The 15,964-nt window shown below is 71.8% G+C and carries 15 protein-coding genes and 1 riboswitch; of the genes, 3 read left to right on the top strand and 12 right to left on the bottom strand.

The features are described 5' to 3' along the window. Positions 1-2: 2 nt before the first annotated feature. The 5 genes from D1J60_RS10250 to D1J60_RS10270 form a co-directional block, all read right to left on the bottom strand. Complete coding sequence (locus tag D1J60_RS10250) at positions 3-1,127, bottom strand: hypothetical protein (RefSeq protein ID WP_125820891.1); 1,125 nt, start codon at positions 1,125-1,127, stop codon at positions 3-5. A 25-nt stretch (positions 1,128-1,152) separates the two neighbouring features. Continuing rightward, positions 1,153-2,205 carry a C40 family peptidase gene (locus D1J60_RS10255; RefSeq protein WP_125594491.1) on the bottom strand — a complete coding sequence of 351 codons (1,053 nt, stop codon included), beginning with the start codon at positions 2,203-2,205 and terminating at the stop codon, positions 1,153-1,155. Between the two features lie 332 nt (positions 2,206-2,537). Then, positions 2,538-3,557 (bottom strand): NlpC/P60 family protein, encoded by a 1,020-nt coding sequence (locus tag D1J60_RS10260; RefSeq protein ID WP_164720873.1) that lies wholly within the window; start codon positions 3,555-3,557, stop codon positions 2,538-2,540. Between the two features lie 192 nt (positions 3,558-3,749). After that, positions 3,750-5,114 (bottom strand): NYN domain-containing protein, encoded by a 1,365-nt coding sequence (locus D1J60_RS10265; RefSeq protein ID WP_185899198.1) that lies wholly within the window; start codon positions 5,112-5,114, stop codon positions 3,750-3,752. Between the two features lie 39 nt (positions 5,115-5,153). Next, on the bottom strand, positions 5,154-5,393 hold the full coding sequence (locus tag D1J60_RS10270; protein ID WP_007263676.1) for a hypothetical protein: 240 nt from the start codon (positions 5,391-5,393) through the stop codon (positions 5,154-5,156). A 113-nt stretch (positions 5,394-5,506) separates the two neighbouring features. On the opposite strand from D1J60_RS10270, the gene D1J60_RS10275 reads away from it, so the two are divergent. Next, the gene (locus tag D1J60_RS10275) at positions 5,507-6,241 is read left to right on the top strand and encodes a rhomboid family intramembrane serine protease (RefSeq protein ID WP_125594494.1); all 735 of its coding nucleotides are present in this window, start codon (positions 5,507-5,509) and stop codon (positions 6,239-6,241) included. Continuing rightward, positions 6,238-6,519 carry an Lrp/AsnC ligand binding domain-containing protein gene (locus D1J60_RS10280; RefSeq protein WP_007263678.1) on the top strand — a complete coding sequence of 94 codons (282 nt, stop codon included), beginning with the start codon at positions 6,238-6,240 and terminating at the stop codon, positions 6,517-6,519. The genes D1J60_RS10275 and D1J60_RS10280 overlap by 4 nt, the downstream gene beginning before the upstream one ends. Positions 6,520-6,718: 199 nt before the next feature. On the opposite strand, the gene D1J60_RS10285 is transcribed toward D1J60_RS10280, so the two are convergent. The 6 genes from D1J60_RS10285 to D1J60_RS10310 all read right to left on the bottom strand — a co-directional run bounded on the left by D1J60_RS10285 (position 6,719) and on the right by D1J60_RS10310 (position 13,977). Continuing rightward, positions 6,719-8,122 (bottom strand): aminotransferase class V-fold PLP-dependent enzyme, encoded by a 1,404-nt coding sequence (locus D1J60_RS10285; RefSeq protein WP_206436508.1) that lies wholly within the window; start codon positions 8,120-8,122, stop codon positions 6,719-6,721. A 226-nt stretch (positions 8,123-8,348) separates the two neighbouring features. Then, a riboswitch (SAM riboswitch) is annotated at positions 8,349-8,465 on the bottom strand. A gap of 88 nt (positions 8,466-8,553) precedes the next feature. Further along, on the bottom strand, positions 8,554-9,618 hold the full coding sequence (gene trpD, locus D1J60_RS10290) for an anthranilate phosphoribosyltransferase (protein ID WP_125594495.1): 1,065 nt from the start codon (positions 9,616-9,618) through the stop codon (positions 8,554-8,556). A 163-nt stretch (positions 9,619-9,781) separates the two neighbouring features. Then, complete coding sequence (locus D1J60_RS10295; protein WP_125594496.1) at positions 9,782-11,419, bottom strand: cytochrome bc complex cytochrome b subunit; 1,638 nt, start codon at positions 11,417-11,419, stop codon at positions 9,782-9,784. After that, a complete protein-coding gene (locus D1J60_RS10300; protein WP_125820893.1) occupies positions 11,416-12,474 on the bottom strand; it encodes a Rieske 2Fe-2S domain-containing protein in 1,059 nt (352 codons plus the stop codon). The genes D1J60_RS10295 and D1J60_RS10300 overlap by 4 nt, the downstream gene beginning before the upstream one ends. Continuing rightward, entirely contained in the window at positions 12,471-13,280 is an 810-nt protein-coding gene (locus D1J60_RS10305) for a c-type cytochrome (protein ID WP_125594498.1), read from the bottom strand. Before D1J60_RS10305 ends, D1J60_RS10300 begins: the two co-directional genes overlap by 4 nt. 76 nt (positions 13,281-13,356) lie before the next feature. Next, on the bottom strand, positions 13,357-13,977 hold the full coding sequence (locus D1J60_RS10310; RefSeq protein WP_007263684.1) for a heme-copper oxidase subunit III: 621 nt from the start codon (positions 13,975-13,977) through the stop codon (positions 13,357-13,359). A gap of 186 nt (positions 13,978-14,163) precedes the next feature. On the opposite strand from D1J60_RS10310, the gene D1J60_RS10315 reads away from it, so the two are divergent. After that, positions 14,164-14,565 carry a hypothetical protein gene (locus D1J60_RS10315; protein ID WP_125594499.1) on the top strand — a complete coding sequence of 134 codons (402 nt, stop codon included), beginning with the start codon at positions 14,164-14,166 and terminating at the stop codon, positions 14,563-14,565. Positions 14,566-14,662: 97 nt separating this feature from the next. Here the strand turns inward: D1J60_RS10315 and D1J60_RS10320 are convergent, their stop codons facing one another. Then, positions 14,663-15,910, bottom strand: a complete 1,248-nt coding sequence (locus D1J60_RS10320; protein WP_125820894.1) for an Ig-like domain-containing protein — start codon at positions 15,908-15,910, stop codon at positions 14,663-14,665. Positions 15,911-15,964 lie beyond the last annotated feature (54 nt).

The raw sequence follows: 15,964 nt of genomic DNA on the forward strand, positions 1-15,964 counted from the left end.
CGCTACCGCAGGTCCGCCCCCAGCGCCTGCCGCCAGGCCTCCGTCAGCCCGGGGAGGTCCGTCCCCAGGGCCTGCTCCAGCGCCGCCGGCAGCGGTTCGCGGCCCGCCAGCTCGTACAGGCGGACCAGCGCCCCCTCGCCCCACCGGGCGGCGACCAGCCGGCAGGCCAGCCAGGCGCCCTCGTAGGCGCGGGCCGCCGCCGACGGGTCGGTGCCGAAGGCGAACGCGTCGTCGGCCGGCAGCGCGCCCGGCAGCTCGCCGCGCCGCACGGCCCGGGCCAGTTCCGGCGCGCCCTCCGCCGGGGTGGTCCCCGTCCCCCGGTACGCCACCCAGTCCGCGAAGCCCTCCGACAGCCACTGCGGGGTCCGCGCCGAGGTCGCGGCGCGGGTCGCGACGTGGGTGACCTCGTGGGTGAGGACGATTCGCCGCCCGGCCTCCGAAAGGCCCGCGTACCCCTCCGGGTTGACCACGACCCGGTCGGCCGGCGCCGGCCCGCCCCCGGTGCTGCCGGTGGTGACGGCGCCCAGGCCCCGGTAGGTGTCGGCCGGCCGCCCCAGCAGCGCGGCCATCGCGTCCAGCGTCGCGGGTGCCAGGACCACCACCCGCCGCGCCCACGGCCCCGGCCAGGCCGCGCCGACGGCCGGCACCGCCCGGTCGGCCCCGTCCGCGAGGGCGGACAGCTCCTGCGGGCTGCGGCCGACCCCGAGGACCAGGCTGTGCGCGCCCCGCACGACGGCCGGCTCCCCCTGGTCCCACAGCTGCGCCGGCGCCCCGGGGGCGGGCCGGTCGGCGGTGACCCGCCAGCCGGTGCCGTCCCGGGTCAGCTCCACCTCGCGGGCCGAGGCCGCCGGGGCCGCGTCGTAGCCGGCCAGCCGGTAGCGCAGCTCCGCGCGCGCGAAGGCGCGTACGCCGTCCTGCCGGACCGTGGCGACCCGGTACGACCAGTCCTCCAGCGGGATCCCGGCGAGCCGCGCGGGCGGGGCCGCCGACCAGTCGGCCACGGCCCGCCGTACCGCCGTGTCGGCCGGGGCCGCGGGCTCGGGGCCCGTGCAGCCGGCCAGCGCCGGGAGCGGGCACAGCGCGAGCGCGAGGAGGCGTACGGCGGTGCGTCGGCGGACCCGGATCATCCGCCGATCGTACGCAGGGGCGGGCTCAGGGCCGGGTCACCGAGGACACCGGCATCATCCCGACGGGGTCGTACCGCACCCGCGCGCCCGGGTACGGGGCGTGCACCACCTGGCCGTTGCCCACGTACATGCCGACGTGGCTGGCGTCGGAGCGGTACGTCACCAGGTCCCCGGGCTGCGCCTGCGACAGCGGCACCTGCCGGCCCGCGTACCGCTGGGCCTGCGAGGTGCGCGGCAGGGAGACGCCCGCCTGGCGGTACGACCACACCATCAGCCCGGAGCAGTCGAAGCCGGAGGGGCCGGTGGAGCCCCACACGTAGGGCTTCCCGACGGCGGCCCGGGCGGCCATCACGGCGGCCATGGCGCGGCCCGAGGCGCGGCCGCCGCCGACGGGCAGGTCGGGCAGGCCGTCGGCGTGGCCCCGGCCGCCGGAGCGGGAGGCGCGCTCGAAGTCGGCGCGCTCCTCGGAGGGCATCTCGTTGAGCAGCCGGCGCGCGGCGGCGAGCTTCGCCGTGACGGAGCGCTTCTGGGTGGCCACCTCGGTGCGCAGCGCCTCCAGTTCGGCGAGCTTGCGGGAGGCGTCCTGGCGCTGCTGTCCGATCCGGCTCTGCTCCTCGCGGAGTTCGGCCAGCTGCTGGGCGCGGCGGCCGCTGAGCCGGCCCAGGACGGCGGCCTTGTCGAGGTAGGCGGCGGGGTCGTCGGAGAGCATCAGCTCGACGGTGGGGTCCAGGCCGCCGGAGCGGTACTGGGCGCCGGCGAAGGTTCCGAGGACCCCGCGCATGGTGTTGATGCGGTCCTGGCCGCGGGCGACGGCGTCCTGGGCCCGGCTGATCTGGGCGCGCAGGGCGTCGGCCTTCTCGCCGGCCTCGTTGTACCGCTCGGTGGCCTGCTCGGCCTCCTCGAAGAGCCGGTCGACCTGGGCGCGGGCGCTTCCGGCGGGTTCCTGGGGGAGGCCCGGGGAGGCGAGCGCGGGTGCGCCCGTGATGGCCACGGCGGCGCCCGCCGCGGCGGCGGTGAAGGCGGTGACCTTGGTGTTCCGGTCGAGGCCGCTGAGCCCGGACCGGCGGTGGGACGCCATGGGGAACCGCTCCTTCCGCTGTGCGGGGCCCGGGTCCGCCCCCCGTGGACGGCCGTGTACCGGGTTCCGCGCTGGCAGACAGTAGCCGCGCGGCCACGCACCGGCCAACGGCCGGCGGGGGGCGCGCATGACGGCTACCCGCCTCAGACGCAGGTCATGGGCGGGGCACGGGGTCAGGGCCCCTCCGCGCAATTCGCCCGGATGGGCGGTGTACGGCGGGCCCGGGGCGGAGGGCCCGGGGCGGAGGGCCCGGGGCGGAGGGCCCGGGGCGGAGGGTCAGATGCGGCGGGCCCGGGGCGGAGGGTCAGATGCGGCGGGCCCGGGGCGGGGGGTCAGATGCGGACGCCGAACTGGAACGGCATGTTGTCCATCGACTCGTACTTGACGCCGCCGCGCGGGTTGGAGGCGTGCAGGGTCATGTTGTTGCCGGCGTACAGGCCGACGTGGTGCAGGTCGTCGTAGAAGAAGACCAGGTCACCGGGCTGGAGCTGGCTGCGGCCGATGCGCGTGCCGTCGTTGGCCTGGGTGTAGGTGGTGCGGCTGATGCCGACGCCGGCCTGGCCGTAGGCCCACTGGGTCAGCCCGGAGCAGTCGTAGGCGCTGGGGCCGGTGGCGCCCATGATGTACGCGCTGCCCAGCTTGGTCTTCGCGGCCGCCAGCGCGGCCCCCGCCCGGCCGGAGGCCTTCACCGCGGGGGCGGCCTTCTGCCCGGCCGCGCTCTGCCTGGCTTCCTCCTCCTTGAGCCGGCCGCGGTCCTGGGCGCTGAGCGTGTTGAGGAGGGCCTGGGCCTCGGCGAGCTTGTCCTGGGCGGCCTTCTTCTTCTCGGCGAGTTCCTTGCGGGTGGCGTCGAGGTCGGCGAGCTTGCTCGCGGCCTCCTGGCGCTGCTGGGCGAGGGCGCGCTGCTTGGCCTGGATCCGGGCGACCGCCTCCAGCTGTCTGCCGCTCAACTGCTGGAGGGTGGAGGCCTTGTCGAGGTAGGTCTCGGGGTCGGCGGAGAGCAGGAGCGCGACGGACGGGTCGAGGCCGCCGCCGCGGTACTGGGCGGTGGCCAGCGAACCGAGGGTGTTGCGCAGGTCGTTGAGCTCGTCCTGGTCGCGGGCCACGGCGTCCTGGAGCCGCGCGATCTCCTTCTCGAGTTCCGCCTGGTGCTCGCGGGCCCCGTTGGACTTCTCGGTGGCCTGCTCGGCCTCCTCGTAGAGGGCGTCGACCTTGCTCTTGACCTCGTCCTTGTCGGGTCCGGCGGGGGCGGCCACGGCGGACTGCGCGGAGAGGGCGACCGCCGCGGCGGCGGTGGCGGTGAGCACGGTCACGCGGGTGCGGGCCGGCGGCCTGGGTCGGCGGTGGGACGCCACGGGGGCGGGCTCCTTCTCCTCGGGGGCCCGCACCCGAACGGGTGCGCTACCGCACGAAGGTTTGAGCGGACCCTAGCGAGCCGTCCTTGATCACTTCAAACCCCCTGCAGAAAAATCCCGACGCCGTTCCGCTTCCTTCACACAAGCCCCACGCTGCGTGCCGAGGAGCTGACGGTACGTCTTCCGCTTGCGTTACGAAACGCGCGAAAGCCGCTTGAGCAGCAATGCGGACGTCACCGGCCGGGCGCCCGCCTTCGCCACCCCGTCGGCCACCTCGCGGTCGGTGGAGACCACCACCACCGGACGGCCGGGCGGCTCGGCCCGCACCAGCTGGCGGATCAACTCGTCCGCCGTCACACCCGCCTTGGAGAACAGCACCCGCACCCCGCGCGGCGGCGCGAGCAGCACCGGCGCCGCCAGCTCCGCACCGTCGAAGACGCACGTCATCTCGGCACCCGTCTGCGCGGCCAGCATCGACAGCCCGCCCAGCAGCCGCAGCCGCTGCTTCTCCAACGGCATCGTCGGATAGCCGGTCTTCGTCACGTTGTAGCCGTCGACCACCAGGTGCGCCTGGGGCAGCGCCAGCAGCTGGTCCAGCAGCGCCGGATCGGTCTCCGACAGGGCGCGCGCCGCGATGTCCTTCGGGGTCATCCGGCCCGGCTCCACCGCGTCCACGGTGTCGGCCGGCCGCGTGGAGACCGGCGGCAGCGCCAGCTCGCGGCGCAGTCCGGCCGCCGCGTCCAGCACGGTGTCCAGCAGCAGCCGCAGCCGCATGTCCTCGACGCTGCGCCCCTCCCGGGTGGCCCGGCGCGAGGTCTCCAGCGCCGACTCCACCTCCGCCAGGCGGGACTTCAGGCGCCGGGACTCGCTCTCGGCGGCGGCCACCTGCGCCGCCGCCTCACCGCGGATCCCGTCGATCTCGCCGCCCAGCTTGCGCAGGGCGGCCTCGCCCCGCTTGACGTCGCTCAGGGCGCTGCGCAGCTTGCGCTGAAGCGATTCCGCTTCCTTGCGGGCGGCCTCCAGCTCGGCCCGCACCTGCTCGCCGCCGGAGCGCTGGGCCTCCTTCAGCTGGGCCAGCTCCTCGCGCAGCCGCTCCAGCTCCCGCCGTGTCTCGTCGCCGACCCGCTCGGCGTCGGCGCGCTGCGCCTCCTCACCGGCGGACGCCACCAGCTTGACCCAGCCGGCCGGGCGCAGCACGTACGCGGCGGCCGCCACGTCCAGCGGGTCCGCGGCGGCGGGCGGGGCGCCCGACTCCAGGGCCCCGGTCAGCTCGGGCTGCGCCTCGCGCAGCTTCTCCGCGATCCGGCTGCGGAAGACCCCGTCGGTCTCCACGGCCGCGGCCATGGCGTTGCCCGCGAACTTGGCGCGGCGGGTCGGGGTGAAGCGGGCGTACTGCCGCAGCTGCGCCGGGAGGTCCCCGACCGTCAGACCGCCGAAGGCGTCCGAGACGATCGCGACGACCCGGCGCCGCACGCCTTCCGGCAGCGGGCGGTCGAGGACCTCCGCGGCGTCGCCGGCCGCGTCGGCCTGCGTCGCGCCGCTTGCTGGCTCCACAATCCGTCACCCCTACCGTGATCTACTGTGGGCCCCGCTCCGTCAGGAGTCGGTGCCCGGCCTGTCCACGAGCTCGATCTGGTCCACCGCGTTGCACCAGCGGCAGCGGACCGACTCGATGGTCTCACTGACCACCTCGCGCTCCTCGACCTTGGGCTCCCCGGCGAGATCGAGGTGGACGTACTCCACGACCTTCGACGATCGGGTGACATCGAACCGCGTGAGGTTGCCGCACAGGGTGCAGCGCCACCGGGTGGTGTCGGTCGGCAGGGGAACCGTCATCAGGCCGCTCTCTCCTTCGTAGCTCATTCAATTAAAGCCCTACGCCGCGGTCGGCGGACCGCAGCACGTAACCCTACGGCCTGGCACCACCCTCAGGTGGGTCCGCCTGCGTCATGCTCTGTCGCATGATCGTAAAGTGGCGGACCCTGTGCGATGCCGCCCGGGGGCCCGTGGTCACGTACGCGCTGATCGCCGCCTGCTGCGCGGTGTTCGTCCTCGGCCCGGCTTCTGGCCTGAACCCGGCCTACGGGACGGGCGATCTGCTCGTGGAGACGGGGACGGCGTACTTCCGGCACTGGGGCGTCGTCCCCGACGAGCTGTTCTCGGGGGCCGGACGCCCGCTCCTGACCCCGCTGACGGCGCTGTTCGTCCACGGCAGCTGGCTGCACCTGCTCGGGAACATGCTGTTCCTCTACGTCTTCGGCGCGATGACGGAGGAGCGGATGGGCCGGGCGCCCTTCCTCGTGTTCTACGTCTGCACGGGTTACCTCGCGCTGGCGGCCTACGCGGCGGCCAACGCGTCCTCGGACCAGACCCTGGTGGGCGCGTCGGGGGCGATCTCGGCGGCGCTGGGGGCCTTCCTGTGCCTCTTCCCGCGGGCGCGGGTGACCAGCCTGTTCCCGTTCCTGCTCTTCCTGCCGCTGCGCTTCCCGGCATGGATCGTGCTGCTGTTCTGGTTCGGCCTCCAGTGGCTGGCGGCGCACCGCGCGGGGAGCGGTCCGGGAGTGGCCTACCTGGCCCACGTGGTGGGGTTCTCGCTGGGCTTCTGCTACGCGTGGGCCCGCTATCGCCGTACGACTAGAGTGAGGAGACCAGTGACTGCCGGCGAGGGAGACAGCCAACCGTGATCACCGCGATCGTGCTCATCAAGACCAGCGTGGACCGGATCCCCGAGATCGCGGAGTCCATCGCGCAGCTGGACAGCGTCAGCGAGGTCTACTCCGTCACCGGTACGTACGACCTGATCGCCCTGGTCCGGGTGGCCCGCCACGAGAACCTCGCGGACATCATCCCGGGCCGGATCAGCAAGATCCCGGGCGTCGAGGCCACCGACACGCACGTCGCGTTCCGCACGTACTCGCAGCACGACCTCGAAGCCGCCTTCGCCATCGGCCTGGACGCGTAGCCCTCTCCCCGGGCCGGTACGGGGTGCCACTGCGCGGGGCCCGTCCTGGGGGCTCCGCCCCCAGACCCCCGCGCCTCAAACGCCGGCGGGGCTGGAATTTGCCGCTGCGCGGCGCTTCCAGCCCCGCCGGCGTTTGAGGCGAGAACGGTTGAAGGGCGGGGAGGGGCAGGCCCCGCGCAGCGGCCGGCCCCGCGCACACCTACACAGCCGGCACGCAGCGGCCCTCTTCCGTCCGGTAGGACCACTTCGCACCGTCCTCGACCAGCTCCCGCACCGCGCGGACGAACCGCTCCACGTGCTCGTCCGGCGTCCCCGCCCCGAAGCTGACCCGGATCGCGTTCAGCGACCGCTCCCCCGGCGCCGCCTCCGGCGCCCCGCACTCGCCCTGGGCCTGCGGCTCGCTGCCCAGCAGGGTGCGGACCAGCGGGTGGGCGCAGAACAGCCCGTCCCGCACCCCGATCCCGTACTCGGCGGACAGCGCGGCCGCGAAGTGCGAGCTGTTCCAGCCGTCCACCACGAACGAGATGACGCCGACGCGCGGGGCGTCGTCCCCGAACAGCGACAGCACCCGCACCGCCGGGACCTCCGCCAGGCCCTCGCGGACCTTGGCGATGAGGTGCTCCTCCCGGGCGACGAGGTTCTCGAAGCCGGCCTCCCGCAGGGCGCGGCAGGCGGAGGCGATGGAGTAGACGCCGATCACGTTCGGGGAGCCGGCCTCGTGCCGGGCGGCGGTGGTGTGCCACTCGACGTCGACGCCGCCGTCCTCGCGGCGGGCCACCTTGCGGGAGGCGCCGCCCCCGGCGAGGTACGGCTGCGCCTCCTGGAGCCAGTCGGCGCGGCCGGCGAGCACGCCCGAGCCGAAGGGCGCGTACAGCTTGTGCCCCGAGAACGCGACCCAGTCCACGTCCAGCTCCCGTACGGAGACGGGGTGGTGGGGGGCCAGCTGGGCGGCGTCCAGCACGATGCGCGCGCCGTGGGCGTGCGCGGCGGTGGCGAGCTCCTTCACCGGCCACAGCTCACCGGTGACGTTGGACGCGCCGGTGACGCACACCAGCGCCGGGCCGTAGCCCTCTTCAATTGATGCAGTGCGGTCGGCGAGGGCCCGCTCCAGGGTGGCGACGGCCTCGCCGGGGGTGCGGGGGGCGTTGAGGTAGGTGACCCGGGCGTCGCCCCAGGGCAGCAGCGAGGCGTGGTGCTCGGTCTCGAAGACGAACACCTGGCAGCCGGCCGGCAGCGCGGCGGCGAGCAGGTTCAGGGAGTCGGTGGTGGACCGGGTGAAGACGACCTGGTCGGCGGGGCGGCAGTCGAGGAACTCGGCGACGGTGGCGCGGCTCTGCTCGAACAGGTCGGTGGAGAGCTGCGAGAGGTAGCCGGCGCCGCGGTGGACGCTGCCGTAGTACGGGGCGTACGCGGCGACGTCGTCCCAGACCCGCTGCAGCGCGGGGGCGCTGGCCGCGTAGTCCAGGGCCGCGTAGGTGACCTCGCCGCCGGTGACGAGGGGAACGGTGACGTCCCGGCCGAGCACCGGCAGCGGCCCGTCACAGGCGGGGACGTCGGCGGCGGTGGCGCAGGCGGCGGTGGCGGCGTTCAGGGATGCGGACATGGCGGTATCTCCCGGCAGGCAGGGCTGAATGGCTTCGGAGTGCCCGTACGCGGGTGCGGCGACGCGCGGCGGCGGCCGTCAGGGGGTACGGGAAGGTCCTCGGACTGATCGGGGGTACGCGGAAGGCACCCTGATCCGAGGGTTGAAGAAGGGGCGGATTCGCCCTATCGCATTCGCTTGCTCACGGAAAACGCTCCTCGAGAGACCAGGACCCCTGGTGTCGAGGGATCCGCGCTTGCCGTAGACCTCGCTGCCTACGGCCTGGTCATCACCCGGGGCACCCCGCCACGGAAGGAGGGTTGCCGGACAGCAAGCCGGGGCCTAAACGCTGTCACTCGTGACCTTGGAGAGCATCCTGCCACAAGATCCCGCACGCGCAAGACCCCGGTCCACATCGTGGACCGGGGCCGTGACCGGAAGGGAACCCGGCCTCAGCGGTTGCTGGCCGCCACCCAGCGGTCCAGCACCGCGCGCGCGGACCCGGAGTCGATGGACTCCGCCGCACGGGCCATGCCGGCCGCGAGCTGCTCCTCCAGCGTGCCGGTGCCGGGGTCCAGCGCCACCAGGGCGCTCGCCGAGTTCAGCAGGACGGCGTCGCGCACCGGGCCCGTCTCCCCCGCCAGCAGGCGGCGGGCGACGTCCGCGTTGTACGAGGGGTCGCCGCCGCGCAGGGCCGAGATGTCGACCGTGCCGAGGCCCACGTCACGCGGGTCGAAGGCGTGCTCCGTGACCTCGCCGTCGCGGACCCACCACACCCGCGAGGTCCCGGTGGTGGTCAGCTCGTCCAGGCCGTCGTCCCCGCGGAACACCAGGGCGGAGGTCCCCCGCCCGGCGAGCACCCCGGCCATGATCGGGGCCAGCCGGGCGTCCGCCACTCCGACCGCCTGCGCCGTGACGCGGGCCGGGTTGGTGAGCGGGCCGAGGCCGTTGAACGCGGTGCGCACCCCGAGGTCGCGGCGGGCCGAGGCGGCGTAGCGCAGGGCGGGGTGGAAGACCACCGCGGCGCAGAAGGTGATGCCGGCCTCCTCGGCGACCTGCGCCACCCGCTGCGGGGTGAGGGCCAGGTTGACGCCGAGCTTCTCCAGGACGTCGGAGGAGCCGCTGGCGGAGGACGCCGCCCGGTTGCCGTGCTTGACGATCTTGGCTCCGGCGCCGGCGGCCACGATGGCGGACATGGTCGAGATGTTGACCGTCTTGGCGCCGTCGCCGCCCGTGCCGACGATGTCCACGGTCCGCCCCGGCACCTCGATCACGTTGGCGTGGGCGTACATCGTGCGGACCAGCCCGGTGTACTCGGCGACCGTCTCGCCCTTGGCCCGCAGGGCCACCGCGAAGCCCGCGATCTGCGCGTCCGTGGCCTCGCCCCGCATGATCCGCTCCATCGCCCAGGCGGTGTCCTCGGCGACGAGGTCCTGACGGGTGAGCAGCGCCTCCAGGATGCCCGGCCAGCCGCGGGCCGCCACGCTGTCGCCGCCTGCCGGGGTCGCAACGTTCATGGTCAGCTCCTGCTGCTCGTCGGGGTCGTACGTCCGATGGGAAGGATCTCAGCCTATCCAGCCCCGGAGACGGCAAAGAGCCCCGTCCAGCGACTGGACGGGGCTCTCGCCGTGGCGACACCAGGACCGGACGGGCCGGTCCCTCAAGCGGTCGTGCCGGAGATCAGTGGTGGCCGTGGCCGGACTGGATCTCCTTGTACTCCTCCACCGTGGGCTTCGGAATCTGGTTGTTCTCCGCGTAGAAGCCCTTGCTGAGCTTCGCCCGCAGCTTCTCGCCGCGCGTCACCTTGCGCTCGACGCCGTTCTCGTCGACCGTCGGGCCGATCTCGATCGGCTTGTACTGCTCGTGCGCGGTGAGCTTGTGCAGGTGGCCCTGCGACAGCGGCTCGTGGACCTCGACGAACTCACCGTGCGGCAGGCGCTTGATGATGCCGGTCTCGCGACCGTGCAGCACCTTGTCGTGGTCGCGGCGCTGGAGGCCGAGGCAGATCCGCTTGGTGACGATGAACGCCAGGACCGGGACGACGAAGAAGCCGATCCGGACGAACCACGTGATCGAGTTGATCGACAGGTGGAAGTACTGGGCGAACATGTCGTTGCCGCCGCCGATGAGGAGCACGATGTACTCCGCGATCCAGGCGACACCGAAGGCCGTGCGGGTCGGGACGTTGCGCGGGCGGTCCAGGATGTGGTGCTCGCGCTTGTCGCCGGTGACCCAGGACTCGATGAAGGGCCAGACGGCGATGGCGCCGAGGACCAGCGGGAAGAGCAGCAGCGGGATGAACACGCCCAGGACGAGCGTGTGGCCCCACAGGTTGATCTCCCAGCCCGGCATGGCTCGGATGAGGCCTTCCGGCATACCCATGTACCAGTCGGGCTGCGCACCGGTGGACACGTGGTCCGGGCGGTACGGGCCGAGCGCCCAGATCGGGTTGATCGAGGCGATCGCCGCGATGGCCGCGATGACACCGAAGACCAGGAAGAAGAAGCCTCCGGCCTTGGCCATGTAGACGGGCAGCAGCGGCATGCCGACGACGTTGTTGTTCGTCTTGCCGGGGCCGGCGAACTGGGTGTGCTTGTGGAAGAACACCAGGATCAGGTGCGCGACCAGCAGGCCCATCATGATGCCGGGCAGCAGCAGGATGTGCACCGAGTAGAAGCGCGCGACGAAGTCGCCGCCCGGGAACTCCCCGCCGAAGAGGAACATCGACAGGTAGGTGCCGACGACCGGGACGGACAGGATGGCGCCCTGCATGAAGCGGACACCGGTACCCGAGAGCAGGTCGTCCGGCAGCGAGTAACCGGTGAAACCGGTGAACATGCCGAGGACCAGCAGCAGGAAGCCGAAGATCCAGTTGACCTCACGCGGCTTGCGGAACGCGCCGGTGAAGAAGACGCGCATCATGTGCACGACCATGGCCGCGACGAAGATCAGCGCCGCCCAGTGGTGGATCTGGCGGATCAGCAGGCCACCGCGGACGTCGAAGCTGATGTCCAGGGTCGAGGCGAAGGCCTCGGACATCATGACGCCCTGCATCGGCACGTACGAGCCGTGGTACACGACCTCGTTCATGCTCGGGTGGAAGAACAGCGTCAGGTACACACCCGTGAGGATGATGATGATGAAGCTGTAGAGGCAGATCTCACCCAGCATGAAGGACCAGTGGTCCGGGAAGATCTTGCGCATGTTGGCCTTGGCGAGGCCGTAGATGCCCAGGCGGCCGTCCGCCCAGTCGGCTACGCGCTCGCCGCGCGACGCGTTGCGCGCCGGGCCGGCCGAGGTGTTCGTGGAGGTGCTCATCCGCGCTCCCAGAATGCAGGACCGACGGGCTCTTCGAAGTCGCCGTGCGCCTCGAGGAAGCCTTCGTCATTCACACCGATCCGCAGCTGCGGAAGCGCGTGACCGGCCGGGCCGAAGATGACGCGGGCGCCGTCGGAGAGGTCGAAGGTGGACTGGTGGCACGGGCAGAGCACGTGGTGCGTCTGCTGCTCGTACAGGCTGATCGGGCAGCCGACGTGGGTGCAGATCTTGGAGAAGGCCACGATCCCGTCGTGGGACCACTCCAGCTCCTGCTTGTCCTTGATGTCCTCCGGCTTGATGCGGACGATCATCAGGGCGGCCTTGGCGATCTGCGTCTGGAAGTCGTGCTGGTCCTCCTCCAGGCCTTCCGGCATGGCGAAGGTCAGCGAACCGACCAGGACGTCCTCGGGACGCAGCGGCTCCATCGTGTTCTGGTTGATGAGCAGCTTGCCCTTGGACCACAGGGTCTTGCGCAGCTTGTCCTCGGGCAGCGGGCCCAGGTCGCGCAGGATCACGACGGCGGAGAGCGGCAGCAGGGCCAGCGCGCCGAGCATCGTGTTGCGGATCAGCGGGCGGCGGCCGATGCCGGACTCGTTCGCACCGTCGGCGAAGTCCTGCATGACCTTCGCCTTGACCTCCGGGGAGGCGGCGATCTCGTGGCGCTCGTCGGCGACCTCGACGTCGGACATCAGCGTGCGGGCCCAGTGGACCGCGCCGGCGCCGATGCAGAACAGGGCCGTGCCGAGCGTCAGACCCAGCGCGAAGTTCAGCGCGCTGACCTTCCCGACGGGGAAGATGAAAACGATCTTGTCGACGGGGATGGCCACGTACGCGGCGATGAAGCCGATCGTGGCGAGCATCGACAGCGTGAAGAGCATCGCGACCGTACGCTCGGACCGCTTGGCGGCCTGCTCGTCGATGTCCTGGATGCGCGGCCTGTGGACCGGGAGGCCGGGGTCCGCGAACGGGTCGTCCGCGACCGCTACGGCACCGTGGTGCGCGTCGCCCTGCTCGCTCGGCAGGTGCTTGTCTTCGGGAATGTCTTGGCTACTCATGACTTCTTGGCCTTAGCGGTGTGGGCCGCGACCCAGACGGCGACAGCGATCAGCGCACCCAGACCGAAGATCCAGCCGAACAGACCCTCGGAGACGGGGCCGAGGCCACCGAGCTTGAGGCCGCCGGGGCTGGTCGACTTCTCGCCGTTGACGTTCTGGAGGTACGCGATGATGTCCTTCTTCTGCTTCTCCGGCATGGTGCTGTCCGGGAAGGAGGGCATGTTCTGCGGGCCGGTGAGCATGGCCTCGTAGATGTGCTTCGGCTCGACGTCCTCGAGGTTCGGGGCGTACTTGCCGAGCGTCAGCGCGCCACCCTCGCCGGTGAAGTTGTGGCACTGCGCGCAGTTGTTGCGGAACAGCTCGCCACCAGCGGCGATGTCGGCACCGGCCGGGTCGTACTGCTTCTCGGTCGGCGTGATCGGGCCGGCACCGAGGGACGCGATGTACGCCGCGAGCTGGTCGATCTGGGGCTGGGTGTAGATGTTCGGCTTCTTCGGCACCTGGGCGCCGGGCTGCTGGGCGGGCATGCGGCCCGTGCTCACCTGGAAGTCGACGGCCGCGGAGCCGACGCCGACCAGGCTGGGGCCGTCAGTGGAACCCTGACCGCCGGTTCCGTGGCAGCTTGCGCAGCCCACGGCGTAGAGCTTCTTGCCCTCCTCGATGGCGAGGGACTGGGCGGTTTCATCGGCCTGCGCCTTGCCCGCGGGCGCGAAGGCGGCGTACAGCCCCCCCGTGACCGCCAGCGCGAAGAGTAGAACGACGACCGCCGCCAGCGGATGGCGTCGTCGTGCGGAGAGCTTTTTCACGGATTACCCCGGTGTCAGGATCTTCTGCGTCGGTGTTTCTGGACGGTGTGCCGAGCGGTACCCGGCGACGTGATCGCTACTTGATCAGGTAGATCGTCGCGAAGAGGCCGATCCAGACGACATCGACGAAGTGCCAGTAGTAGGACACGACGATGGCCGACGTGGCCTGTTCGTGGGTGAACCTCTTGGCCGCGTACGTCCGGCCGAGGACCAGCAGGAAGGCGATGAGACCGCCCGTCACGTGCAGACCGTGGAAGCCGGTGGTCAGGTAGAACACCGTGCCGTACGGGCCGGACGAGAGGGACATGCCCTCGTGCTTGACCAGCTCGGTGTACTCGAACACCTGGCCGCCAATGAAGATCGCACCCATGACGAACGTGATGATGAACCACGTCCGGAGCTTCTTCACGTCACCGCGCTCGGCGGCGAACACGCCGAGCTGGCAGGTGAGGGAGGAGAGCACCAGGATCGTGGTGTTCGTCGCCGAGAAGGGCAGATTCAAGGCCTCGGCCTGCTCTGTCCAGTACTCGGCACCCGTCACGGATCGCAGGGTGAAGTACATCGCGAAGAGGGCCGCGAAGAACATCAGCTCGGAACTCAACCAGATGATGGTTCCGACGCTGACGAGGTTCGGCCGATTGACCGTCGGGTGCGCGTGCCCGGTATCTACTGTCGTTGCTGTCGCCACGACCGACATTATGTCGGTCGCTTATCCCGCCCTCACCCCGGGGGGTGCCGTTCGGAGTGTCAGGGGGGTGTGCAAGGCCCGAACGGCCCATCAGCGGAGCGCTCGCGAGGCTTGCGGAACCGATGTTGACAGCCGGTCGGACGGAGTAGCATCCCGCGCATCATCAGCGTGATTCACGGCCGGGTGGAGGACGAAATGCGGGCGACTGCGCGGGTTCTGGTCTACAGCGACGACGCGGGCACCCGGGAGCAGGTGCGGCTGGCCGCCGGGCGCAGGCCCGCCGCGGACCTGCCGCCGGTGGAGTTCCTGGAGTGCGCCACGCTTCCAGCGGTCCTCAAGGAGCTGGACGCGGGCGGCGTCGACCTGTGCGTGCTGGACGGCGAGGCGGTGCCGGCCGGGGGCATGGGCGTGTGCCGGCAGATCAAGGACGAGATCTTCCGGTGCCCCCCGGTGCTGCTGCTGATGGGGCGCCCCCAGGACGCGTGGCTCGCCACGTGGAGCCGGGCGGACGCGGCGGTCACCCTTCCGGTGGACCCGGTCGAATTCCCCGCCACCCTCGCGGGGCTGCTGCGGTCGCGGCTGTCGTCGGCCGCCTGAGGCTGCTGGGGCGCCCGGGGCGCCCGGTTGCGGACCACGGGCCCGCTGCCCGGCCTGTCGGCCGGGCAGCGGGCCCGTGCGGCCTTCTGCGGGGCTCTCAGACGGTGGGGCGCAGTCGCGCCTGGTCGACGGGGCTGCGGCCTTCCTGGGTGCCTTTGAGGAGGGCGCTGCCCTCGCGCCACTCCTTCCACTCCATGTTCCAGTCGCCGAAGCCGTTGCCGAAGGTGTCCATGTCGTCGCCGATGCTGTTGATCACCTTGACGATGTCGCCCTCGGTGATGTTCTCGTAGAACCAGGCGGCGTTGCCGGTGCTCATGCCGGTGCAGCCGTGGCTGACGTTCTCGTAGCCCTGGGAGCCGACCGACCAGGGCGCGGCGTGCACGTACTCGCCGCTCCAGGTGACGCGGGTGGCGTAGTAGACGGGCAGGTTGTAGTACTCGCTGCCGCCGATGCCCACGGTGTCGCCGCGCATCTGGACGAAGTACTGCTTGCCGAGCACCACCTTGACCCCGTTGCGGGTGGAGAAGCCGGGCTTGCCGGTGGTCACCGGGATGGTGTTGATCACTTCGCCGTTGCGCTCGAAGGTGAGGTAGTGGGAGGCGGCGTCGGTGGTGACCTCGACGCGGTCGCCGATCTCCAGCTTCAGCGGCTTGGACGAGGCTCCGTGGAGCTCGTCGGAGACCTTGATGCCCTCCAGGTTGCTCCGTACGGAGACGGTGGTGTGGGCGGGCCAGTAGTCCTTCGGGCGGTAGTGCAGGTTCTTGTCGTCCACCCAGTGCCAGGCGCCCTCGACGCCGGCGGGCGCGTCGACGACCAGGGCCCGTTCGACGATGGCGCGTGCGGCCTTGTCCTTGACGGGCTCGTTGAGTTCGGCCGTGAGGGGCTGCCCGACGCCGTACTTGCCCTCGTCCGGGCCGAATTCGACCTTGAGGACCTTCTTGGCGGGGGTGGTCTCGAAACTCAGCGTGCGCTGCCCGGGGGCGCCGCGCTGGTCCTCCGTGCTGACGAGGACCGTGTAGCGCACGCCCGCCGCCATGGGGACGGTGCTGTGCCAGCGGTCTCCCTTGGCCGACAGTTCGCCCGCCAGGCGGCGGCCGTGGGTGTCGACGGCCATCACGTCGGTGATCCGCGCCTCGGCTCCCTTGGCGGTGACCTCCAGCGGCTTGTCGGGGTCGGTGGGGCGGCCGCCCGGGGGCTGGTTGAAGGCGATCTGGTCGCCCGCGTCGTACGGGCGGGCGGACAGCGGGTTGTTGTCGCCGGACCCGCATGCGGTGACGCCGGCCCCGAGGGACGCGACCAGCAGGGAGCAGCTGAGTACCGTCCAAAGACGCGGTGAGTGCTTCATGCGCCCAACGCTATGAAGATATGACAAATCCAGCGCGCGGGGTGACTGCAAACG

Source organism: Streptomyces sp. W1SF4 (assembly GCF_003950035.1).
Classification (GTDB): Bacteria; Actinomycetota; Actinomycetes; order Streptomycetales; family Streptomycetaceae; genus Streptomyces; species Streptomyces racemochromogenes.